Below are 24057 nucleotides of genomic sequence, written 5' to 3'. Positions count from 1 at the left end.
ATTTTACATAGTCTTCATTTTTTTATTAAATATTCTCTCTAATTGTATTAAATCTCATTAATGTTCGTTTATATTTAAAATTACAGATGATATAAGCATTTCTCACTCTTAAAAAGTTTCACCATAAAATAGTGTGTACTTTCTCTAAAATATTAGATATTGTGAAATATGTAATGAGCAAATAATTAATATATATTCACTACTTTAGAAGATTACTAAAAACAGTTAATAAAACTCAAATAATGAAGCAACTATTTTATTTTTCATTAGCCTTTTTATCAATAATCGCATGTAAAAAAGAGCCCAAAAACTACCTTTCGTTTTCAGGTAAAATCACAGATAAAAATTCTGATTCACTTCTTATTTTAAATCCAAAAACAGGGTTTAAAAAAACAATCAAATTAAATAGCGATGGTACTTTTAGTGATACCTTAAATATTAAATCTGGTTTGCATGTTATTTTCGATGGTAAAGAAAAGACAACTGCCTATTTTAAAAATGGTTTAGAACTGAATATGACACTTGATACTAAAAATTTTCATGAAACCGTATCATTTTCAGGAGAGGGTGCAACAGAAAGTAACTTTTTAGCCGAAGCATTCTTATTAGAGGAAGGTCTCATTAAAAATAGAGAAATTTTCAATTTATCAAAAGAAGATTTTGATGCAAAGTTAAAGTCTTATACTGCTAATTTCAAAAAAAGACTTTTGGATAATAATTCAGATTCAATCTTCGTAGCGGATCAAGAAAAACGCTTAAACACCATTATTAATTACATAGAAAAATATTACAATCAAACATCTTCTCTTACCAAAGGAATGGTCTCTCCAAAATTTGTAAATTATGAAAACTTTACTGGAGGAACTACCTCCTTAGATGATTTAAAAGGCAAATATGTTTTTATTGATATATGGGCTACTTGGTGCATCCCATGCTTAAATCAAATTCCCTTCTTAAAAAAAGTTGAGAAAGAATTTCATGGTAAAAATATTGAGTTTATTGGAATTTCAATAGATCAAAAGAAAGATCATGAATTATGGAAAAAAATGGTAGTAGATAAGGAATTAAAAGGAACTCAACTATTTGCTGATAATAACTGGAATTCTGATTTTATTAAGAGCTATAAAATTAATGGCATTCCTCGTTTCATTTTAATTGATCCAGAAGGTAACATTATAGATTCAAAAACACCAAGACCTTCCGATCCAGAACTAATGAAACTTTTAAAATCGCTTAAGCTATAAATTTCAATCGTTTAAACAAGTACAAATCATCAAATAATAATATATACTAGCCCTAGTAATTAAGGTTATTATCATGTTAAAAAAACATAAATAAACATGTCGAACTATCAAAAAAACATAGGCAATCAGAACTTTGACTCTCTGTAAATTATAAATGTAGAAACGGGAAAAATATGGTTTTAAACAAAAAAATAAACAATATCAAATAGCTTACAATAATTGAAATTCTGATTTTACTAAAGCCTATAAAATTGATCGTTTTTCTCGTTTCATTTTGATTGATCCAAGGGAAAATACTATTAACTCACAAACTCATTTCTTTTTAAATTAATACCTAATAAAAGTATTAGATTCTTTAAAGATTTAAGCAATTAAATATTATTTTATCAAAACATCTATTATAGATATAGAAGGTGTTTTTTGTTTTGTATTAAACACTAATTTTATAAAAAATATACTGAATTGGCAACTCTAATCTTGTTTAGATTAATTTAAAATAATATATTTGCATTTATGGAAGCTTCTTTAAAGAGTAAGAAATATTGCGTCATTTCGTCAGAACGAAATTCCTACCAATTAGATCTAGGTTACAAAACTATTGAGCTTACATTTTGTCAGTTATTGGCTTTAAGAAAAAAAATTATATATTACACTAGTTTTGATAAATTAGAAATGCTTATTAATGGAGATAATTATGTTCTTTTATTGGTAGCAGATAAATCGCATTTATTATATCTAGATATACCTCAACTTTTAGACTTGAAAGACCTTGTAGAATCAATTTTCATCTAAAAAGCCATCCTTATTTTTTCATTATTTCAGTTTACTAAGACTACTTTTAAATTGTATATCAAGTTATTAAATCATTGTTTTAATACTTATCTTTGATGTACAAACACCTAAACCACAATTAATATGGAAACTGCAGTAAGAAGAAACATGATTCTACATGTTGAAGTTGTCGATTTATTAAACCATCAAGTTATGATGGAACAAAAAGCCTCATCCAAATATTTAGCTATGGCTTCTTGGTGTGATCAACGAGAATTAAGAAATAGTGCACAATATTTCTATAATCAAGCAGAAGAAGAAAGATCACATATGATGAAAATTTTCAAATTTATCAATGACAATGGAGGTAATGCTCTTTCACCTACAATAGAAGGTATTACACATGAATATGAAAACTTAAAGAGTATATTTGAAGCTTCTTTAGATGCAGAAATAGCAGTAACTAAATCGATCCATAATGTATTTAAAAAAGCTCGTCAGGTTGGAGACTTCACCTCTGAGGTGTTTTTACAATGGTTCGTTACTGAACAAGCAGAAGAAGAAGAGAAAGTGAGAGATATTCTAGACATGATTGACTTAATGGGTGACTTTCCATTAAAAATGATTGATGAAAGAATTCCTAAGGAATAACAAATAACATGACAAAAACTGACATCAAAAAGTCTCAATTTAATTATTGAGACTTTTTGATTTATAATTCAAAGATAAATTAATACGATAAGTAAACATTTAACATATAAATACTTGTTCATTTTCTTTTTTAAACATTGCGATATAATTACGTAATTATAGATATGCTACTTTTTTTTAAAACACTGAAAAAATAAGATCAAATTATTTCTCTTATTTTAAATTAATTTTTTGTCATAACTTAAAAATATGAAAAGCCTGTAGGTTAATAATATTATAAGTTTTTAAAGACTTCCATTAAAAAAATCACATCATTTGCGTTTTAAAATTAGGGCAACTTAGAAAAGTCAAAATTCGCATAAATTCATTAATTTAGATTTACACTTAACGGTATAAATATACTCAAATGAAACAATTTATTTATCTTGCATTAGCTTCACTTGCTATTACTTCTTGTAATGAAAAACCAAAGGACTATGTAATATTTACAGGTAACATCACCAATAGAAATTCAGATTCGCTAGAAATTAACAACTATGAGGCAAAAACTAGAAAAGTTATAAAAGTAAATGAAACAGGAGCTTTTAGTGATACTTTAAAAGTCAAAACGGGTATTCATTACATATTCGATGGAACAGAATACACATCTCTTTTCCTTAAGAATGGAAGTGAAGTTAATTTAACTCTTGATACTAAAAAGTTTGATGAAACCATTACATATACTGGAAAAGGAGCTGATGAGAGTAACTTCTTAGCAAAATCTACTCTAATTAAAGAAAAATTTGATGTTGAAGAACTATACAAATTACCAAGGAAAGACTTTGAGGCTAAGTTAAAATCTTACGAAGAATCTTTTGAAAAAAGACTCGAAGAAAAAGTATTAGATAGTTCATTCATTGCTACTCAAAAAAGAAGTATCACAAAAATGAAAAAATCTATAACAAAAAAATATGATAAAAAAATTTACATAAAAAAGAATCTTGCGCAAGGATTAACTTCTCCAAAGTTTGAAAATTATAAAAATCACAAAGGAGGTACTACTTCTTTAGATAATTTAAAAGGTAAATACGTTTTTATTGATGTGTGGGCTACTTGGTGTCAACCATGCAAAAATGAAATTCCTTACTTAAAGAATATTGAAGAAAAATTCCATGATAAGAATATTGAATTCGTTGGAATTTCAATTGATGAAACCAAGAATTACGATATTTGGAAAAATATGGTTTCTGATAAAAAGTTAGCCGGCACTCAATTAATTGCCGATAAAAACTGGGAATCAGAATTTATAAAAAACTATAAAATAGATGCAATACCTCACTTCATTTTAATTGACCCGGAAGGAAATATTGTGGATGCACAAGCACCTAGGCCCTCTGATCCTAAATTAGTAGAAGTATTAGAATCTTTGAATATTTAAGAGGAATCCCATAGAAAATATTAAAACACCTTTGATAAGTTTACACACTTTTAAAGTGTGTTTTTTTATACTTCAATTTCAAAAAATGAAGTCCAAAGATATCTTAAATTATCTAAAAATTGTTTTTAATGCATAAAAATGAACATATTTATGAAATCACAACCTTCCTAATATGATCTGTCTTTAAAATTTTGTACCGTAATTGATTTTTTTATCACAAAGAATAAAAGAAGGAGGAACATAATCTATAGGCTACATTTTCTTTTTTTATCTGTTAGAAGGTAGAAAGGGATTGGTTTATATGCGAAATAGTTATCTGTGAATCGTACCATCTTTAAACAAGAAAGTCCCACAGCATAGGCTACAGGACTTATAATATAATTTTTGATTCTAAAAATATTTACTGATTTTCTAGTATCTATAGTGTTCTGGTTTGAAAGGACCTTCAACCGTAACTCCAATATATTCTGCCTGATCTTGTCGTAAAGAGGTCAGCTCTACTCCTATCTTTGCAAGATGTAATTTCGCTACTTTTTCATCTAAGTGCTTAGGAAGCATGTATACTTCGTTTTTATAAGCCTCAGCGTTATTCCATAATTCAAGTTGTGCTAATGTTTGATTTGTAAATGAGTTAGACATTACAAAACTTGGATGCCCGGTTGCACATCCTAAATTCACAAGGCGTCCTTCAGCTAAAACAATAATATCATTTCCATTAACTGTGTATTTGTCTACTTGTGGTTTTATTTCAACTTTTGTATTACCATGATTTTCATTTAACCAAGCCATATCAATTTCATTATCAAAATGACCTATGTTACAAACAATCGTTTTATCTTTCATTGCTTCAAAATGCTCTGAACGAACAATGTCTTTGTTTCCTGTTGTTGTAATAACGATATCTGCGTTTTTCAAAACAGTTTCTAATTTCTTAACTTCGAAACCATCCATAGCAGCTTGCAAAGCACAAATTGGGTCAATTTCTGTAACAGTCACGATACTTCCTGCGCCTCTAAAAGAAGCAGCCGTTCCTTTACCTACATCTCCATAACCGCATACTACAACTCTTTTTCCAGCTAACATTACGTCAGTTGCTCTTCTTATTGCATCAACTGCAGACTCCTTACACCCGTATTTGTTATCAAACTTTGATTTTGTAACTGAGTCATTTACATTAATTGCCGGCATTGATAATGTACCATTCTTCATACGCTCGTACAGACGGTGAACTCCTGTGGTAGTTTCTTCTGACAATCCTTTTATTCCATCAACTAAATGTGGATACTTATCAAGAACCATATTTGTTAAATCTCCTCCGTCATCCAAAATCAAATTTAAAGGCTTCTTTTCCTCTCCGAAAAATAACGTTTGTTCAATACACCAATCAAACTCTTGCTCATTCATTCCTTTCCATGCATATACTGAAGTCCCTGCCGCAGCAATAGCTGCTGCTGCCTGGTCTTGAGTAGAGAAAATATTACAAGAACTCCATGTTACCTCTGCACCAAGAGCTTGCAAAGTTTCTATTAAAACAGCAGTCTGAATTGTCATATGTAAACATCCTGCAATTCTTGCTCCTTTCAAAGGTTGTTCTTCTCCGTACTCTTCGCGTAAACTCATCAAACCTGGCATTTCAGCTTCTGCCAACTCTATTTCCTTTCTACCCCAATCAGCTAAAGAAATATCTTTAACTTTGTATGGGATGTATGTTGCTGTATTTGCGCTCATATTTTTGTATATTTAATATCATAAATTTATAAAACAAATTTACGGAATAACTTTTTAACTTATGCCTCTGTATAAAACAGTAATTGTCAATAAAAATACGAAAGTATTAATTTGGAAAATCGAAGAATCTATAGATGACTTATCTTGCAGATTTAGTTTGACTGAAAAAAGTAAAAAGAAACTAATGAACATGAAGTCTGAAATACACCAAAGAGGTTTTTTAAGTATTCGCTGTTTATTGGAACTTGAAGGTTATTCTGACCAAGACCTTAGTTATGATATTTTTGGAAAACCACATCTGAGAGATGGTAAATTTATTTCAATAACACATTCGTTCATCTTCTCAGGTATAATAATCTCTTCGGAGATACCTGTAGGAATTGATATTGAAAAAAGACGTGATAAAATATTAAAAATAGCACATAAATTTACACCAATTGAAGCCTACAAATCAATAGCTAACCATGATGCTTTAGTAAGTAAATTAACCATTGTTTGGGGCGCTAAAGAAAGTCTTTATAAAATTTATGGAAAAAAAAAATTGTTATTCTTAAATCACATGTATATTGAAGACTTTTCATTTGAAACGAATCATACTATTGGGAAAATTCTTTATGATGGAAAAACAAGTGATTATCGAGTGTTTTTTTTGGAAATTGAAGATTTTACTTGTGTGTATGCTTATTAGGTAATTAACAAGGAGTTCTTTTTTATATGTGTTATATAAAAAATTAAGACCAGTAAATAAATTTACAGTATACAATAGAATAACAAATTAATACCTAACAACACTTTTAAGTAAATAGACTTATATTTGTTTTTCAATTTTCACCGATGAATATTTCAGTAGAACTTACACTTACGCCTCTTCAAAATGAATTTGAAGAACCTATTATAAATTTCATTAAAAAAATGAGAACTTCCGGACTTACTGTTATGGAAAATCCACTAAGCACGCAAGTATATGGTAAATACGATGAAGTGATGAAAATATTGAGTTCAGAAATAAAAAATACTTTCGAGCTTATAGACAATGGTCTTATCCTACTTAAAATTGTTAAATCAGATAGAAGTAATTATGAGCCAACTTTTTGATTTCTTCTTTGGTCAATATTCTTTATACGATTCTATTGACATCTGGCTAGAGATTATAGCAGTTATCTTTGGTTTTCTATCAGTTTGGTTTTCTAAAAACAATAACGTTTTGGTGTTCCCTTCTGGGATGATTAGTACTTCTATTTTTGCATATTTATTATTAAAATGGGAACTCTTTGGCGATATGATGATTAATATCTATTACTTTTTCATGAGTATTTATGGCTGGTATATTTGGACTCGAAAGATCGACGAAAACAATGTAACTCCAATATCTAAGATGACATCAATGGAAAAACAAATTAGTTTGATTATATTTACTCTAACGTTGGCTTTTGTTTACTTAGTTTATAATATTTTAGATAAATGGAATGGGTGGACAGCTTATGCAGACACCATTACTACAGCAATATTTTTCGTGGGAATGTGGCTAATGGCTAGGAGAAAAATTGAAAATTGGACTTACTGGATCGTGGGTAATATTATTTCAATTCCTCTTTACTTTTACAAGGGACTTACCTTCACAAGTATTCAATATATTATTTTTACATTTATGGCAATTTTAGGATATCACGCATGGAAAAAAAATATCAACAGCAACCTATTAATTTAGTTAAAGTAGTTTTATTCGGACCAGAAAGCACAGGTAAAACGACACTTTCTAAAAAATTAGCAAAATATTACAATACCTCTTGGGTTCCAGAATATGCCAGAGAGTTTCTTCAAAACAAATGGAATAGAGAGCAAAAAGTTTGTGAAAAAACCGATTTACTTCCTATTGCAGAAGGACAAATGAAACTCGAAAATAAAGCAGCAAAAAGCGCAAACAAAGTTCTTATATGTGATACAAACCTACTCGAAACAAAAGTTTACTCAGAAGAATATTACAACGGATTTGTCGATCCGAAATTGAATGAAGCAGCCCTAAATAACTTTTATGATCTGTACTTACTAACGTATATTGATATACCTTGGGAAGCTGATAATTTAAGAGATCGCCCAAACCAGCGTCAAGAAATGTTTGAAGCATTTGAAAATACCCTAAAAAAATATAAAAAACCTTATGTTTTGATAAAAGGTTCCCTTGATATGCGTTTAAAAAAATCAGTGGAATATATAGATAAACTAATAATAGAAAAAATAAACCTATATTCATCTAAAGAAGAAAATATACTTGAGAAATAAATAAAAAACTCTTTAAATAAGTGCTAAAAGATGAATAAAACTATTATTTTTAGAGAACTGAACTTTAAAGCTGTTAGGAGTTCTGGAAATGGAGGGCAACATATTAATAAAGTAGCGTCAAAAGTAGTACTCAGTTTTTTTATCCAAACGTCACAAGGACTCTCTAAATCAGAAAAAGAGTTAATACTAAAAAACTTATCAAATAAAATTTCCAGTAATGGAGTTCTTAGAATGTCTTCCCAATCAACTCGTTCTCAACATCATAATAAAGAACTAGTCATTATTCGTTTTTTTAGCTTATTAGCACAAGCTACCATCATTTCTAAACCTAGAAAAAAAAGTTTATACAACAAAAAACTTCACCAAAAAAGGTTGAAAGCTAAGAAACATCTCTCAGAGAAAAAAGATAGCCGTAAGAAACTTCGGTTTTAAAAGAGGTCGTTTATTTTTGTAAATAAAATTTTTTTATTGTTTATCCAACCTCAATAAATACATAATCAATATTAAACAAAACTAATTTTAATTTTTAAGGCTAAAAAATCACAGATAAAATAATTAACAAATTATACTAGATGATAATTTATAATTACTTAGTAAAAACTGTCTTAATTAAATTAACAAGACAGTTTTAATATGATTTAAAAACATTCCTATAAAGGTATATTTCCATGCTTTCTTTTTGGTACCTCTATTTTTTTTCCCTCTAACATCGCGAAAGCCTTAATAAGCTTTCTTCTTGTTTCCTCTGGCAAAATTACTTCATCAATAAACCCCCTTTCTGCTGCACGATATGGGTTCGCAAACTTCTCTGCATATTCTGCCTCTTTCTCTGCTAGCTTAGCCTCATAATCGTCCGCTTCTGAAATTTCTTTTTTGAAAATAATCTCACTTGCACCCTTTGCCCCCATTACTGCAATCTCTGCAGTTGGCCATGCAAAATTCATATCAGCTCCTATGTGCTTCGAATTCATAACATCATAAGCACCTCCATATGCTTTTCTTGTAATTACACTTATTCTTGGCACAGTTGCCTCGCTTAATGCATACAATAGTTTTGCTCCATTTGTAATAATAGCATTCCATTCTTGATCTGTTCCTGGCAAAAATCCTGGTACGTCTACTAAAACTAATAATGGGATATTAAAGCAGTCACAAAAACGAGTAAATCTTGCAGCCTTTTTTGAACTATTAACATCCAGACACCCTGCTAAACTCATTGGCTGATTTGCAACAATTCCAATACTTCTTCCCGCAAGCCTGGCAAAACCCACAACAATATTATCTGCATACTCTTTTTGAATTTCAAAAAAAGAATTGCTATCAGCGATACCTTCTATCACTGAGCGCATATCATAGGGTTTATTAATATTATCAGGAACAATGGTTTTCAGCTCATCTCTGATTTCTGTACCTAACTCAAAAGGGAGCCTCTGAGTAATTCCCTGATTATTCTGTGGTAAATAACTCAATAATACTTTAATATTTTCTAGACATTGAACATCATTTTCTGCTGTTAAATGCGTCACTCCTGATTTCGTTGCATGAGTACTTGCACCTCCTAATTCTTCAGATGTTACTTCTTCATTTGTTACTGTTTTAACCACATTAGGTCCTGTAACAAACATATAACTGGTGTTTTCAACCATAATAGTAAAATCTGTCATCGCGGGTGAATAAACAGCACCTCCTGCACAGGGTCCCATAATTGCGGAAATTTGTGGAATGACTCCAGATGCTTGTACATTTCTATAAAAAATGTCTGCATACCCCCCTAACGATCGAACTCCTTCTTGAATACGAGCACCTCCAGAGTCGTTTAGTCCTACTAATGGCGCTCCTACTTTAACGGCTAAATCCATAACCCTACATATTTTTTCTGCATGAGTTTCAGATAACGATCCTCCAAAGATTGTAAAATCTTGAGCAAAAATATATACTAATCTTCCATTTACGGTTCCGTATCCAGTGATTACACCATCTCCAAAATATTTTTTATCTCCCATTCCAAAATCTGTGGTTCGGTGAGTTACCAAACCTCCAATCTCTTCAAAAGATCCTTCATCTAGAAAGTATGAGACTCTTTCTCGAGCTGTTAATTTCCCGTTTTCATGATGTTTATCAATTCGTTTTTGACCTCCACCAATTTTTGCTTTTGCAATTTTATGCTGTAAATCCTCTATTTTTGTATCCATTATTTTTAAAGTTCCTTTATGTTTTTGTTAGAAGTTATAAATTACATTTGTTTTAAATGATATTTTCCATCTCATAGAAAAAACTATATTCTCCAACGATAACCTAAAAATCAAAAATTAACATGTTTTTAAAACTTGTTTTTCCTTTAAATAAGCATACAAGGCTAACCTTGCTGCGATTTCTGCCTCTTGTTTGTATTGAGCACTTAAAGCCTGAGAGGTGTAATATTTTTTCACAAAATGGGTGTCAAAATCCCCAGAGGTAAATGCCTCATGATTAAAAACAAACTTTCCAAAGGGTAAAGTTGTCTCTATTCCCTTTATCTGATAATCATTAATTGCTTGTTTCATTAACTCAATTGCTTCTTCTCTACTTTGTCCAAATACGATTAACTTTGCTATCATCGGATCGTAATAGATTGGAATCTCCATTCCCTCCTCAAAACCATCATCCACTCTTATATTTGTGCCTTTAGGTACTTTATACGTATCAAGGATACCTATACTGGGAGCAAAATTATTCAGAGAATCTTCAGCATATACCCTTAGTTCAAGAGCATGTCCTTTAATTGTGACATCTCCTTGATTAAATGCTAATTTTTCATCGCGTGCAATTCTGATCTGTTGTTCTACCAAATCAATTCCCGTAATCATTTCTGTTACCGGATGCTCTACTTGCAAACGTGTATTCATCTCAAGAAAATAAAAATTTTTATTTTCATCTAACAAAAACTCTACCGTCCCAGCCCCTCTATAGTCGCATGCTTTTGCTACTTTCACTGCTGCCTCTCCCATTTCATATCGAAGCTCAGAAGTTAATACACTTGATGGAGCTTCCTCTACTACTTTTTGATGTCTTCTCTGAATAGAACATTCTCTTTCAAATAAATGAATTGTATTCCCCTTATTATCTGCTAATATCTGAATCTCAATATGCCTTGGAGAGGCTACATATTTTTCAATAAATACAGCTCCATCTCCGAAAGCTGATTCCGCTTCAGAAATAGCCCTATTCATTTGCTCTTCTAAATCTTCTTCTTTATATACAATTCGCATTCCTTTTCCACCACCACCAGCAGATGCCTTAATTAAAATAGGATAACCTATTTTCCTTGCTACTTCTTTTGCATAATTAACATCTGTTACTGCTTCATCAATTCCTGGAACCATGGGAATTCCATATGCCTTCACCGCCTCCTTTGCTGCTAATTTACTTCCCATAATTTGAATAGCTTTTGGCTTAGGTCCGATAAAAATTATTCCATTTTTATTTACTTTTTCACTAAATGAAGCATTTTCACTTAAAAAGCCATATCCAGGGTGAATTCCATCAACATTAAGTTTTTTTGCAACTTCAATTATTTTATCTCCCAAAAGGTACGATTGATTTGATGGCGCAGATCCAATACATACAGCTTCGTCAGCAAAAGCTACATGTGGTGATTTTCTATCTACATCCGAATAAATAGCTACTGTTTTAATTCCCATTTTTTTTACTGTCCGCATTACACGCAAAGCTATTTCCCCTCTATTGGCTACTAAAATCTTTTTCATAATTATTCCATTTCAATTAATAATGTATTTTTTTCAACCTTAGAACTTGGTTGTACTAACAATGATTTTACGATTCCATCTCTTGGGACTGATAACGTGTTTTCCATTTTCATCGCTTCCAGCACCAAAATTCCCTGTCCTTCTTTCACTTCTTGACCTACTGAAACATCAACTGAAACGATTAATCCAGGCATAGGAGCTTTAATATAATTCTCTTTTTTTGATAAATTAGTATTTAGACCTAATTTATCAATAAATACATCTAACGAATTATGTAATTTTACATCATAATTGTTTCCGTTTACTTCCACTTTATAGAGTTTATCTATAAAATTTTTCCCTATGACTTTTGCTTGAAATGATTTACTTTGATGAAGAACGTGTATGCTTGTGTCAGATCCAGTCACCATATCCAATTCACTAATTTGTTCTGGCGTAAAATCAAAATCATAATTATTATTGACAACAGCCTTGAATAGTTTACTCATAAAATTCCTGTTTATTCCTCTAAAATATTAAAATTATCGCAAATAAATTCTCCGAGATAGCACCTTAAAATCCAGCATTATAAATATGCATTTAAAACATGGCATACTTTTCTGTTATTTTTAGATGTTTTTTTAAACTATTCCTTATTAAAACATTGCTATTTTAATTTTCTGTTTTAATTTTGCATCGTTCTCAAAAGGGGTGCCTTTTTAATCTAGAGTTAAATCTATATTTTTATTTATTATTTAAAAATTGTTCTAAAAACATACTTTAAGTAAAAAGTAAAACCTAGGAAAAAAAAGCTGAGATCATACCCATGGAACCTAGAACAGGTAATGCTGTTTAGGGAAAATAGAAAAGCTTTTGGCTTTGAACAAAATTAACTTTAGAATAATAATCTCTTTTTATTCTCTTTAAATATATATAATGGCACTTTACATATTGCTTAAAAAAGTAAAAACTATAACTTTTTTAACACTTTTGCTTATTTCTCTGGGAACGAATGCACAAAATACTTTTGTAACTGGTAAAGTAATTAATCAAGAAAATAAACCACTGGAAGGAGCTACAATTATTGTTTCATCTCAAAAAAAAGGAACTATTTCTAATGCTGAAGGGAATTTTAAGTTAAACATGCCCAAAGGTAATTTTTTATTTGAGGTGTCATTCGTTGGATACAAAACGATTAAACAACAAATCAACACTAATAACTTCAAAAAATTAGTATTTAAACTTATCACTACAGATAATGTGTTAGAAGAAGTTTTAGTATCAGCTGTTCGAGTAAAAGCAGACGCCCCTGTTACACACTCAAACTTATCAAAAAAAGAAATTGCAAAACGTAATCTAGGTCAAGATATTCCTGTACTTTTAAATTATTTACCTTCTGTTACATCATCTTCAGACGCTGGTTCAGGAATAGGGTATACTTATATTCGTGTACGAGGTTCAGATGCTTCACGCGTAAATGTTACTATAAATGGTATTCCTTATAATGATGCAGAAAGCCAAGGTACTTTTTGGGTTAACATGGGAGACTTTGCTTCGTCAACTGAAAACTTACAACTCCAACGTGGCGTTGGAACTTCTACCAATGGATCTGGAGCTTTTGGAGCAAGTTTGAATATATTAACCGATGCCATTTCTAATGAAGCTGGTGGTGAAATTTCAAACTCCTTTGGTTCGTATGGAACCAGAAAACACACTATAAAATTCACTACTGGAAAAATTAATGAAAACTTTGAATTGGCAGGACGGCTTTCCAATATTTATTCAGATGGATACATAGATCGTGCTTTTACAGATTTAAAATCATATTTTCTTCAGGGAAGTTATAAAGATAAAAACACTTTGATAAAAGCGCTTACTTTTGGCGGTCAGGAAAAAACATATCAAGCCTGGTTTGGTTTAACAAAAGAACAACTGAACGAAGATCGTCGCCAAAATCCATATACCTACGACAATGAAACAGATAATTACTGGCAAGATCATTATCAATTACATTGGAATGAAAAAATATCAAATAGATTAACTACCAACGTTGGATTTAATTATACTAAGGGGAAAGGATACTTTGAACAATTTAAAGAAAATAGTCCTGTAACGAAATATAACGGTCTTGTTGATGCAACTGGTACAAGCTGGGATGGAACACCTGCAACAGACTTAATAGTTCGTCGTTGGTTAAATAATGATTTTTATGTAGCCAATGCAAATATAACCTATCAGAAAAATAATTTCGAGATAACATCAGGTGCGTCATACAGTTACTACTCCGGAGCTCATTTTGGAGAAGTTATTTGGGCAAAAAAGATTACAGAGGGCACTTCGATTAGAGATCGATACTACACAAGTGATGCTAAAAAAAGTGATTTCAGTATTTTTTCAAAGTTTACTTTTAATGTTTCTGATAACATAAAAACTTTTGTAGACCTACAAGGTAGATTTATTGATTACAAAACTAAAGGGTTAACTGCTGATAGAAACCCACTTGAAATCAACACCTCTTTTAGTTTCTTTAATCCTAAAGCTGGAGTTACCTATACAATAAATGATGAAAACAGCATATATGCTTCCTATGCTAATGCTAATAGAGAGCCAAATCGTGATGATTTTCAGAATGGCAAAAATGTAAAGCACGAAACCCTACATGACTTTGAATTGGGATGGAGACTAAAAAACACAAAAATTCAACTAAGCTCTAATATTTACTACATGAAATACAAAAATCAATTAATTCAGACTGGTGGCTTGAATGATGTTGGAGAGTACTTACGCAAAAATGTAGACGATAGTTACCGTTTGGGACTAGAAATTGATGCTAATATTAAAGTTAATAAGAAATTCAATATTCAACAAAACCTTACTATAAGTCGTAATAAAATAAAAAACTTCAAACTAGACCGTGATGGTACTAAACGTAATATAGGAAATACTAATATTGCTTTTTCACCAAGTATTATTGCTGGAAATATATTTACTTATTTTCCCGAAAAGAATATACAAGTAGCATTATTATCTAAATTTGTTGGTGAACAATATTTAAGTAATACAGATACAAAGGCTTCGAAATTAAAAAGCTATTATGTATCTGATCTTAATATTAGTTATGAGCTATCTCTAGAGAAAGTAATCAAAACAATAACCTTTACCGGACTCATTAACAACATCTTAAACAAAGAATATGTTGATAGGGGATATACCTATTTAGACTACTGGACAGGGCCTACTTCATTTGAAGTACAAGGTTATTATCCTCAAGCTACACGAAACTTTTTATTGGGTGCTATTTTAAAATTTTAAAATAAAAAAAATATTTGAACATTTTATCAAAATAAAAAGATTGAGAATCTTCTCAATCTTTTTATTTTACACAACTCATCATTGCATTAATTATCTTTTTAAGCTCATGAGGAGGATTTCCATCATCGAATATAGATGATTTGTATTTATTTCCCCCTTTAATTAATAAAAACTCAGCTTGTTTCGCTCTGTCCGTAGAATGATTATCTGTTGGAGCTTTATATTTTTGTATTTCAGCAAATTCTATTTCATTTAATAAATCAAGTAGTCTTTTTTGATCTTTAGTGGAAACTTTAAAGCTTTTTTCTTTTTCATTTGTTTTATATAATGCAGTTTCTGTGGTAACTTTTAAAAATAAAAAACTACCCCTTGTTGAAGCCTTATAAATTAAGGAATCAAAGCTATTTTCTGACTCTTGAGAAAAAGAAGAATAAATTACAATAAAAAATAAAATTAGAAAGTTTAATTGTTTCATGTAGTAACTCTTTTTTATTAAAAAGGACTGCTTTACACAATACTATTTGTTAAATAAGTATCAAAAAAACAATAGTAAGAAAAATAGTTGACTTTTTAAGGATTATAAAATTATTTTGTCGTTAAATATTGAGTTTCAAAAAAAATAAAGTTAACTATTCATTAACACTCTTAACATTAACAACTTATAATTTTGTCGAATATCCTCCACCCCATAAATTATATTTAAATTACAAAAACCCAACAATGAAAAACACGGCCCTTCTATTTAAAATAGCATTGATATTTGTTATTTTACAGGAAAACAATGTTTTTGCTCAAATCCCAGATTATTACAATTCCATAAATGTTAACCAAAAAGGAAAAGAGCTTAAAAATGATCTTTCTGTACTTATTTCAAGTACCCATACCACATTTTTAAGCTACACACCAGGTGTTTGGAATGCACTTAAGCAAGCTGATTTAGACCCTATTGACAAAAACAAAGTACTTCTTATTTATGGATATAATGATAACGACAATACCTCCATTAATGATCGTTCACGCTCAAAAGAAGATAATGGTGGAAATACCGGTGATTGGAATAGAGAACACACTTTTCCTAAATCTTTAGGAAAACCCAATCTGGGAACCAAAGGAGCAGGGGCTGATGCCCATCATTTAAGAGCAAGTGATGTTAAAATGAACAGTAACAGGCAAAGTACGCCTTTTGCTGACGGAGCTGGAAACGCAGGAAATGTTTCTAATGGTTGGTACCCTGGTGACGAATGGAAAGGAGATATTGCTCGAATGATGATGTATATGTATTTACGATATGGAAATCAATGTTCTCCTGAAGATGTCGGAACTGGAAAAAAAACGTACCATAATGAAATGATGGATATTTTCTTAGAATGGAATGCAGAGGATCCGGTTTCAATGCATGAGATTAACAGAAATATTATCATATCAAATATTCAAGGAAATAGAAACCCTTTTATTGATAATCCTGCCTTTGCTACATCAATTTGGGGTGGGCCACAGGCTGAAAATCGTTTCAACTCTAATAATGGAGATAATGAAGCTCCATCAACTCCAACTAGTTTAAGTGTTCAGAACATAACACAAACAACTGCTGACTTGTCTTGGACTGCTTCATCTGACAACACTGGTGTAATCGCTTATCAAATATTTAACAATAGTAAACAAATTTCTGCCACCTCTAAAACAAATTTTACAGTTACTAACTTAACACCAAACACAACGTATACATTTTTTATAAGAGCAATTGACGCTTTTGGAAATGCTTCATCAAATAGTATTGAAGTAAATTTAACCACCCTTGAAGAAGTAAATCCTCCTGTAGGATCTGCAATTGTTTTTCAAGGATTTGAAAAGACCTTAAATGATACCTGGAAATACGTTAATTCGCCTGTGAAATGTACAGACGGATCAGACATATGGGATATTGTAAAAAATGTTGGCTCTATAAATTCAGTTAATAGTGATAATCATTTTTTCGGTGTAAGAGACCTAGATGGTAACTGTGGTTCTGCTGATGGAGGTACTATTATTTTTGAAAATGTAGATATTTCGAATTATACCGATGTATCGTTATCATTTGCTATTAATGTTGTTGACTATGATGTGTCAAATGGTGATAGTATTAACTATGAGCTTTTTCATGATAACAAATCTCAAGGAACAATACCTGTAACATTGGGAAATACATACAACACTAAGGGATGGATTACTATTGAGGAAACCATTCCTAATTCAGTAAAATCAGTTAGCTTTGCCATAAGTGTAAAGCAAAACGGAGGAAGTGATTATGCTGGTTTTGATGATATTCAATTGCAAGGAAACGAAATAAAATCAACTTCAAATATTATAATCAATGAAGTAGATGCGGACACACCTGGTACTGACACTCAAGAATTCGTAGAATTATATGATGGAGGAACAGGAAACACAAGCCTTAATGGATTCGTTCTAGTTTTTTATAACGGTTCAAATAATCAAAGTTATGCTACTTATGATTTAGATGGGCAAAAAACCAATAATGAAGGTTATTTTGTTATTGGAAACGCTGGTGTACCTAATGTTTCTTCCCTTACTTTTAATAGTAATGGGCTTCAAAATGGAGCTGACGCAGTAGCGCTATACTTGGGAAATGCAATTGATTATCCTAATAATTCAAAAATCAGTACCGAAAACCTTATTGATGCCTTTGTGTACGACACCAATGATGCTGATGATGTTGAGCTAAAAAAACTTTTAAATAAAGACCAACCTCAAGTCAATGAAAATGGTGCTGGTAATAAAAATATCCATTCATCTCAACGCTTCGAAAATGGTAGTGGTGGAGCGAGAAATACAGAATCTTACGTACAAGCAATACCAACACCTGGTAAGAAAAATGAGTTAGAGCCTCAGGCAACCAAAGCTATACCTATTGTAGAAGCAAGAACCAAATCAGAAGGTGAAACTGTTACTATTACAGGAACCTTAACCGTATCAGATCAATTTTCTGGATCTGCTTATTTACAAGATAATACAGGAGGAATTGCTATTTTTGATAAGCAAATATATGGTGATGGTGTTTTTATGATTGGTGATTCTATAACAGTGACTGGAATAAGAAGTAGCTTTAATAATCAAATTCAGATTAGTTCAGTTGCAGAAGTTATAAAAAACGGAAAATCTTCGATCTCAATCAAACCTAAAACAATAACGTTAAGCCAATTGTCAGCACATCCTGGAGAGCTAGTTCGCATTAAAAATCCAAAATTCCCTGATCCAGGAAATATCTTTTTTGGAAATTCAAATTATACGCTTACGGATAAAAGCGGTAAAGCAGATATAAGAATAGATATGGATGTTAAGAGTATTGTGGGACTAGGACAACCACAATCTTGCAATGAAATAGTAGGTGTAATAAGTAGATTTAGAAATACTTATCAAATTTTACCAAGAAATCGTAAAGATATTGCATGTGCTAATAATTACGAAGTACCAGATATTTTTATCGAAGTAGACAAATCAAAAGCGTTAGACATAGCAACATGGAATATTGAATGGTTTGGTGATGAGTCAAATTCACCTTCAGCTGGAAGTCCGAATTCAGACGCTATACAGAAAGACAGCGTAAAAAAGGTAATTCAAGCTCTTAATGCCGATATTATTGCTGTGCAAGAAATTGTTGATATTCCTCTTTTCACAGAAATGATTAATGAGCTACCTAATTATAAATTTATTCTTTCAAGTGCTACTTCTTACCCTAACGATAGCAAAGAACCGAAACAACATATCGGCTTTATTTATAATAAGAACACAGTATCGGTTACAGATTCAAAAGTATTATTAGAGTCAATTCATCCATATTATAATGGTGGAGACGAATCGGCACTTGTAAATTACCCTTCAAATGATAAGACGAGATTTTACGCCAGTGGAAGGTTGCCATTTATGATTACAGCTAATATTACTATAGACGGAAATACAAAGGAATTCAATCTTGTAAATATTCATGCCAGAGCGAATAGTCGTAAAGACGCTCAGAATCGTTACGATATGAGAAGATATGATATTCAAATTTTAAAGGATTCTCTAGATACATCTTATGCTGATAAAAATATTGTTCTCTTAGGGGACTATAATGACGACGTAGATGAAACTGTCGCAGATGTCACAACCACTATATCTACTTATAATTCATTTATAGAGGATTCTGAAAACTATAACATTGTATCTTCATCTTTAAGTGATCTTGGATTCAGATCATATGTTTCAAGAGACAATATGATAGATCATATCATGCTTTCTAATGAATTAAATGAAGAATATATCACAACTTCCGAACGTGTTCATTACGAATTCTACAACGCTAACTATACTAACACTGTATCTGATCATTTCCCTGTATCTACACAGTTGTTAATAAAATCTCTCATGATAGATAGGGTAATAACTTCAGGTGTTTCATGTAATGGAAATCAGGATGGAAAAGCAACAGTATCTATTTCGGGAGGATGCTCTCCTTATACATACAAATGGAGTAATGGCGCACTAACTGAAGAAAATACTATTTCGGAACTTATTGCCGGAAATTATTCTGTTGAAGTTAAAGATGCTTTGGGTAACACAGTAACAACCTCATTTAAAATTTCAGAAAATGAACCTCTATCAGCGGTTATCTCTGATGAGAAAACAATTTACTACGGATATGAAACTAGTTATACAACTATTAATGTTTCAGAAGTTAAAGGTGGTCATCCTCCATATACATATCGATGGAATAATGGGGCTATAACAACTAGTAATATTATTCAGCCTTCAAAAACCACAACATATTCTGTTGAAATTACAGATGCTAAGGGATGCTCTATAAATATCAGTACAACCGTAAAGGTAATAGATATTAGGTGTGGAAAGAAGCTCAATCGTGTTGAAATGTGCTTTAGGGGAAAGTCAATTTGTGTTCCAAAATACTTTGTTAATTTTTACTTACACTATGGAGCAACTTTAGGTAGTTGTAATACTAATGATTTTTATTTCACACAATTTAGAGTTTTCCCAAACCCTTTTGCAAGAAACAGCTATGTCAAAATAAAAGGGTCAACAAATAAAACAATAGAACTGATCGTTTATAACTGTATTGGAAAACAGGTCTTCAAAGAAAAAGTTAACCTTATTAATAATAAAGCCAATGCAACGTTAAAATTATCTCATTTGAAAAGAGGACTTTATTACTTACAAGCAATTGTAGATGGTAAAGTAAAAAAGAGGAGAACTCTTTACAAATATAGATAGTAACTAAAAACTTTTTATTTCGGCATCTAAAATTAGATGCCGTTTTTCATTTGAAAGTAATTAGTATCCTTATCACTATTATGAATATATTTGCCAAAAAATATATTTATTATGAAAAATATACACAACACTAAAGTTTTAGCAGCACAAGTATCTCAAGAAGAAAGAATAGCTTTTTATAAAAAAACATATTCTCATGTAGCAGGAGGAGTTTTTCTTTTTTTAGTTTTTGAGTTTTTATTCCTACAAAGTGCCAGTCTTGTAAACTTTGCACTATCTATGTTGGATGGATATAAATGGTTAATCTTATTAGGCGGTTTTATGCTCGTTACAAACTATGCTGAAAGTACTGCGATGAAAACTTCGGATAAAAATGTTCAGTATTTAGCATATTCCATTTATATTTTTGCTGAAGCATTTATCTTTGTCCCCCTTATTTATATGGCTATTAATGCTACTAATAGTTTCGAAATTTTAAATCAGGCAGCTATTGTAACCCTCGGTTTATTTACAGGAATATCTTCAATTGTATTTATCACTAAAAAAGATTTTTCTTTTATTAGAGCTGGTTTAGCTTTAGGGTTTTTCATAGCTATAGCCTTAGTTATTGCTGGAGCAATTTTTGGTTTCAACTTAGGTCTGTGGTTTTCTGTAGGAATGTGTGTTTTAGCTGGAGGTTCTATTTTATATCAAACTTCTAATATGGTTCACAAATATTCGACCGAAGATTATATTCCTGCAGCTTTAGGTTTATTTGCATCTTTAATGTTATTATTCTGGTATATAATACAGCTTTTCTTGTCTCGAGACTAAGAAGAATAAAACTTGTAAAAAATAAAAAGGCATCTCGAAATCATTCAAGATGCTTTTTTTATGAAAAAATTCATTTTTTAATACTTTCACTTAGAAGAATTAGAAAATTTTCTTCTTATACTTTTTAAACCAACATCATTTGTGCCTTTTTTATAGCTCCCAACAATATGTCTATCTCCTCTTTCGTATTATAAAAAGCAAAAGAAGCCCTTACAGTACCTGGTATACAAAAGAAGTCCATAATAGGTTGCGCACAGTGATGGCCTGTCCTAACAGCTATTCCTAATTTATCGAGGATTGTTCCGATATCATAAGGATGAATCCCTTCTATATTAAAGGAAATAACAGCTGTTTTGTTAGTTGTACCATAAATTTTTAATCCATCAATCTCCTCAAGTTGTTTGGTTGCATATTTCAACAAGTCATTTTCCTGTTTCATAATAAATTCAAACCCAATTGAGTTCATATAATCTAAAGCGACACCAAAAGCAATACCTCCGCATATATTTGGTGTTCCTGCCTCAAACTTATGTGGCAAACCAGCATAAGTAGTTTTTTCAAAAGTCACTGTTTCAATCATTTCACCTCCTCCTTGATAAGGTGGTAATAAATTCAATAACTCTTCTTTACCATATAGAACACCAACTCCTGTAGGACCACACATTTTATGAGCAGAAACTACGTAATAATCAACATCTAATTTTTGAAAATCTGGTTTAATATGAGGGCAAGCTTGTGCTCCATCTATAAGTACTTTAGCTCCTACTTCATGAGCGGAATCTATTATTTCTTTAACAGGATTAATAGTTCCTAGAGCATTTGATACATGGTTACAAAAAACAAGCTTCGTTTTCGAATTTAAAAGTTTATGATAAGCTATCATATCCAAAGCTCCATCATCTTTCATTGGAATTACTTTTAAAACTGCTCCTACTTTTTCGCATACCATTTGCCATGGTACAATATTAGAATGATGCTCTAAAGCAGATACCAATATCTCATCTCCAAAACTTAAAATAGAGGAATAACCAGATGCTACTATATTTATACTATGCGTAGTACCAGAAGTCAAAATTATCTCATATGAGTTTTTTGCATTAAAATGCTTTTGAATCTTTATTCTTGACGCCTCATATTTATCTGTTGCCTCTTGGCTTAGAGCATGTACGCCTCTGTGAATATTTGCATTGTAATTAGAATAGTAATCAATTATTGCATCAATAACGATTTGAGGAGTCTGAGAAGTAGCTCCATTATCAAAATAAACCAATTGTTTCCCATTAACTTTTCTTTTTAAAATTGGGAAATCTTCTCTAATTTTCTCTATAGTGGGCATTTGCTATTCTATTTAACACAAAGGTACGGCTTGATTTTCAAAAAAAACAAGAATCAAATAAATTATTCGTATATTATAATAGTTCTAAATTTTTAAAATCAAACTAGTAGATAACAAGATATAACAAAAGACATCGGTATACATTTTTTTACTGAAATTAGTTATTTTTGCTTAAAATATTTAGAATGAAATCATTTAAATTCCCCCTTCTTCTTGTAATTCTTTTTATAATTTTTATTCTTCTGTATTTAAACTATCCGCGTTTAAATATCCTTGCTGGCTATTCTGCAAAAAACACTGCCTCGTCTGTATTTGTTGCTGGTAGAACACTTGCGTTTACTGATAGCACAGACAATAATTTCTCCCCAATCAATCTAACGTCTGATAAGATCAATAGCAAAGAAAAATCAGCTTCAGGGTCAGTTTTTGGTTTATTAACCAGGAAAGCTATTTACAGAAAAGGGCAAGGATGTGTTTTAATTGGTAATGACTTTAATACCCAAAAAACTTTTTTAGTTCCCAAAAGAACAAGACCTAACATAAAATCTTCATTTCCTTTTGGAAATAAACCACAGGAAGATACAATATTCAAAAATATTAATTATCAAAAATTGAATTCAGCCATAGAATCAATGTTTAACCCAATTAATAAAACAAGAGCTGTTGTTGTTGTTTATAAAAATCAAATTATAGCAGAAAAATATGGACCTGAATTCACCAAGAACTCTAAAATTTTAGGTTGGTCAATGACAAAAAGTATTACGGGTACATTATTCGGAATTTTACAATGTCAAGGACACTTAAATGTTTTCGACAAAGCGCCGATTTCGGAATGGCAAAATGATGATCGAAAAAATATCTCCATTCATAATTTACTTCAAATGAACTCAGGACTTGAATGGGAAGAAGATTATAATACCATTTCTGATGTGACTAAAATGCTATTTTTAGAAAAAGATATGACAAAAGTACAAATTGACAAACCTTTTGTTGGAAAACCAAATGAGACATGGAATTATTCTTCTGGAACTACAAACTTACTATCAGGCATTCTTAGACAACAATTTGACTCTCATCAAGAATATTTAGATTTCTGGTACCAAGCATTAATTGATAAAATAGGCATGAACTCAATGTTAGTAGAAACCGATATGAATGGAAATTACGTAGGATCATCTTATGCTTGGGCAACCCCAAGAGATTGGGCTAAGTTAGGACTTTTATATTTAAACAATGGTAATTGGAACGGTGAACAATTATTTGATAAAGATTGGGTCGATTATGCAACAACGCCAACGCCAACTTCGAATGGGGGGTATGGAGCTCAGATATGGCTAAATGCAGGAAATAGATATCCTGACGTACCCAAGGACATGTATTCTTTTAATGGCTATCAAGGACAAAATGTTTTTATATTACCAGAACAAGAAATGGTAATTGTTCGTATGGGGCTGACAAAAAATGCAGACATTAATTTATTTTTAAAATCTATAATTTCAGTAATAAAAAACTAAA

General features: G+C 31.0%; 19 protein-coding genes. 13 read left to right on the top strand and 6 right to left on the bottom strand.

Annotation, left to right across the window (positions count from 1 at the left end; genetic code table 11):
• Positions 1-242 precede the first annotated feature (242 nt).
• The 4 genes from AC2GW8_RS10780 to AC2GW8_RS10765 all read left to right on the top strand — a co-directional run bounded on the left by AC2GW8_RS10780 (position 243) and on the right by AC2GW8_RS10765 (position 4083).
• Positions 243-1244, top strand: coding sequence for a TlpA family protein disulfide reductase (locus tag AC2GW8_RS10780; protein ID WP_440879879.1), 1002 nt, complete (start codon positions 243-245; stop codon positions 1242-1244).
• A 513-nt stretch (positions 1245-1757) separates the two neighbouring features.
• Complete coding sequence (locus AC2GW8_RS10775) at positions 1758-2036, top strand: hypothetical protein (RefSeq protein WP_440879878.1); 279 nt, start codon at positions 1758-1760, stop codon at positions 2034-2036.
• A gap of 123 nt (positions 2037-2159) precedes the next feature.
• The gene (locus AC2GW8_RS10770) at positions 2160-2666 is read left to right on the top strand and encodes a ferritin (protein ID WP_440879877.1); all 507 of its coding nucleotides are present in this window, start codon (positions 2160-2162) and stop codon (positions 2664-2666) included.
• Between the two features lie 406 nt (positions 2667-3072).
• Positions 3073-4083 (top strand): TlpA family protein disulfide reductase, encoded by a 1011-nt coding sequence (locus AC2GW8_RS10765; RefSeq protein ID WP_440879876.1) that lies wholly within the window; start codon positions 3073-3075, stop codon positions 4081-4083.
• A 411-nt stretch (positions 4084-4494) separates the two neighbouring features.
• Here AC2GW8_RS10765 and ahcY read toward each other — a convergent pair whose 3' ends face one another.
• Positions 4495-5811, bottom strand: coding sequence for an adenosylhomocysteinase (gene ahcY / locus AC2GW8_RS10760; protein WP_440879875.1), 1317 nt, complete (start codon positions 5809-5811; stop codon positions 4495-4497).
• Positions 5812-5872: 61 nt separating this feature from the next.
• Between ahcY and AC2GW8_RS10755 the strand changes: the two genes are divergently transcribed.
• The 5 genes from AC2GW8_RS10755 (at position 5873) to AC2GW8_RS10735 (ending at position 8523) form a co-directional block, all read left to right on the top strand.
• Entirely contained in the window at positions 5873-6499 is a 627-nt protein-coding gene (locus AC2GW8_RS10755; RefSeq protein ID WP_440879874.1) for a 4'-phosphopantetheinyl transferase family protein, read from the top strand.
• Positions 6500-6645: 146 nt separating this feature from the next.
• The gene (locus tag AC2GW8_RS10750) at positions 6646-6906 is read left to right on the top strand and encodes a hypothetical protein (RefSeq protein WP_440879873.1); all 261 of its coding nucleotides are present in this window, start codon (positions 6646-6648) and stop codon (positions 6904-6906) included.
• Complete coding sequence (gene pnuC / locus AC2GW8_RS10745) at positions 6890-7519, top strand: nicotinamide riboside transporter PnuC (RefSeq protein WP_440879872.1); 630 nt, start codon at positions 6890-6892, stop codon at positions 7517-7519. Before AC2GW8_RS10750 ends, pnuC begins: the two co-directional genes overlap by 17 nt.
• Entirely contained in the window at positions 7483-8091 is a 609-nt protein-coding gene (locus AC2GW8_RS10740) for an ATP/GTP-binding protein (RefSeq protein WP_440879871.1), read from the top strand. The genes pnuC and AC2GW8_RS10740 overlap by 37 nt, the downstream gene beginning before the upstream one ends.
• A 30-nt stretch (positions 8092-8121) precedes the next feature.
• On the top strand, positions 8122-8523 hold the full coding sequence (locus AC2GW8_RS10735; RefSeq protein WP_440879870.1) for a peptide chain release factor-like protein: 402 nt from the start codon (positions 8122-8124) through the stop codon (positions 8521-8523).
• 218 nt (positions 8524-8741) lie between these two features.
• Here the strand turns inward: AC2GW8_RS10735 and AC2GW8_RS10730 are convergent, their stop codons facing one another.
• The 3 genes from AC2GW8_RS10730 to AC2GW8_RS10720 form a co-directional block, all read right to left on the bottom strand.
• The gene (locus AC2GW8_RS10730; protein WP_440879869.1) at positions 8742-10283 is read right to left on the bottom strand and encodes an acyl-CoA carboxylase subunit beta; all 1542 of its coding nucleotides are present in this window, start codon (positions 10281-10283) and stop codon (positions 8742-8744) included.
• A 117-nt stretch (positions 10284-10400) separates the two neighbouring features.
• Positions 10401-11837 (bottom strand): acetyl-CoA carboxylase biotin carboxylase subunit, encoded by a 1437-nt coding sequence (gene accC, locus AC2GW8_RS10725; protein WP_440879868.1) that lies wholly within the window; start codon positions 11835-11837, stop codon positions 10401-10403.
• A gap of 2 nt (positions 11838-11839) precedes the next feature.
• On the bottom strand, positions 11840-12325 hold the full coding sequence (locus AC2GW8_RS10720; protein WP_440879867.1) for an acyl-CoA carboxylase biotin carboxyl carrier protein subunit: 486 nt from the start codon (positions 12323-12325) through the stop codon (positions 11840-11842).
• A gap of 427 nt (positions 12326-12752) precedes the next feature.
• On the opposite strand from AC2GW8_RS10720, the gene AC2GW8_RS10715 reads away from it, so the two are divergent.
• Positions 12753-15128, top strand: coding sequence for a TonB-dependent receptor (locus tag AC2GW8_RS10715; RefSeq protein WP_440879866.1), 2376 nt, complete (start codon positions 12753-12755; stop codon positions 15126-15128).
• 61 nt (positions 15129-15189) lie between these two features.
• Here AC2GW8_RS10715 and AC2GW8_RS10710 read toward each other — a convergent pair whose 3' ends face one another.
• Positions 15190-15603 carry a hypothetical protein gene (locus AC2GW8_RS10710; RefSeq protein WP_440879865.1) on the bottom strand — a complete coding sequence of 138 codons (414 nt, stop codon included), beginning with the start codon at positions 15601-15603 and terminating at the stop codon, positions 15190-15192.
• Positions 15604-15848: 245 nt separating this feature from the next.
• Here AC2GW8_RS10710 and AC2GW8_RS10705 point away from each other — a divergent pair, with 245 nt between their 5' ends.
• Complete coding sequence (locus AC2GW8_RS10705; protein WP_440879864.1) at positions 15849-20393, top strand: endonuclease; 4545 nt, start codon at positions 15849-15851, stop codon at positions 20391-20393.
• A 111-nt stretch (positions 20394-20504) separates the two neighbouring features.
• Positions 20505-21206, top strand: a complete 702-nt coding sequence (locus tag AC2GW8_RS10700) for a Bax inhibitor-1/YccA family protein (protein WP_440879863.1) — start codon at positions 20505-20507, stop codon at positions 21204-21206.
• A 124-nt stretch (positions 21207-21330) separates the two neighbouring features.
• Here AC2GW8_RS10700 and AC2GW8_RS10695 read toward each other — a convergent pair whose 3' ends face one another.
• On the bottom strand, positions 21331-22542 hold the full coding sequence (locus AC2GW8_RS10695) for an aminotransferase class V-fold PLP-dependent enzyme (RefSeq protein WP_440879862.1): 1212 nt from the start codon (positions 22540-22542) through the stop codon (positions 21331-21333).
• A 185-nt stretch (positions 22543-22727) separates the two neighbouring features.
• Here AC2GW8_RS10695 and AC2GW8_RS10690 point away from each other — a divergent pair, with 185 nt between their 5' ends.
• Positions 22728-24056: a serine hydrolase domain-containing protein gene (locus AC2GW8_RS10690; RefSeq protein ID WP_440879861.1), complete on the top strand. Its 1329-nt coding sequence runs from the start codon at positions 22728-22730 to the stop codon at positions 24054-24056.
• Position 24057 lies beyond the last annotated feature (1 nt).

This window comes from Tenacibaculum profundi (genome assembly GCF_057162725.1).
This window is presented reverse-complemented; position numbering and strand designations above follow the sequence as displayed.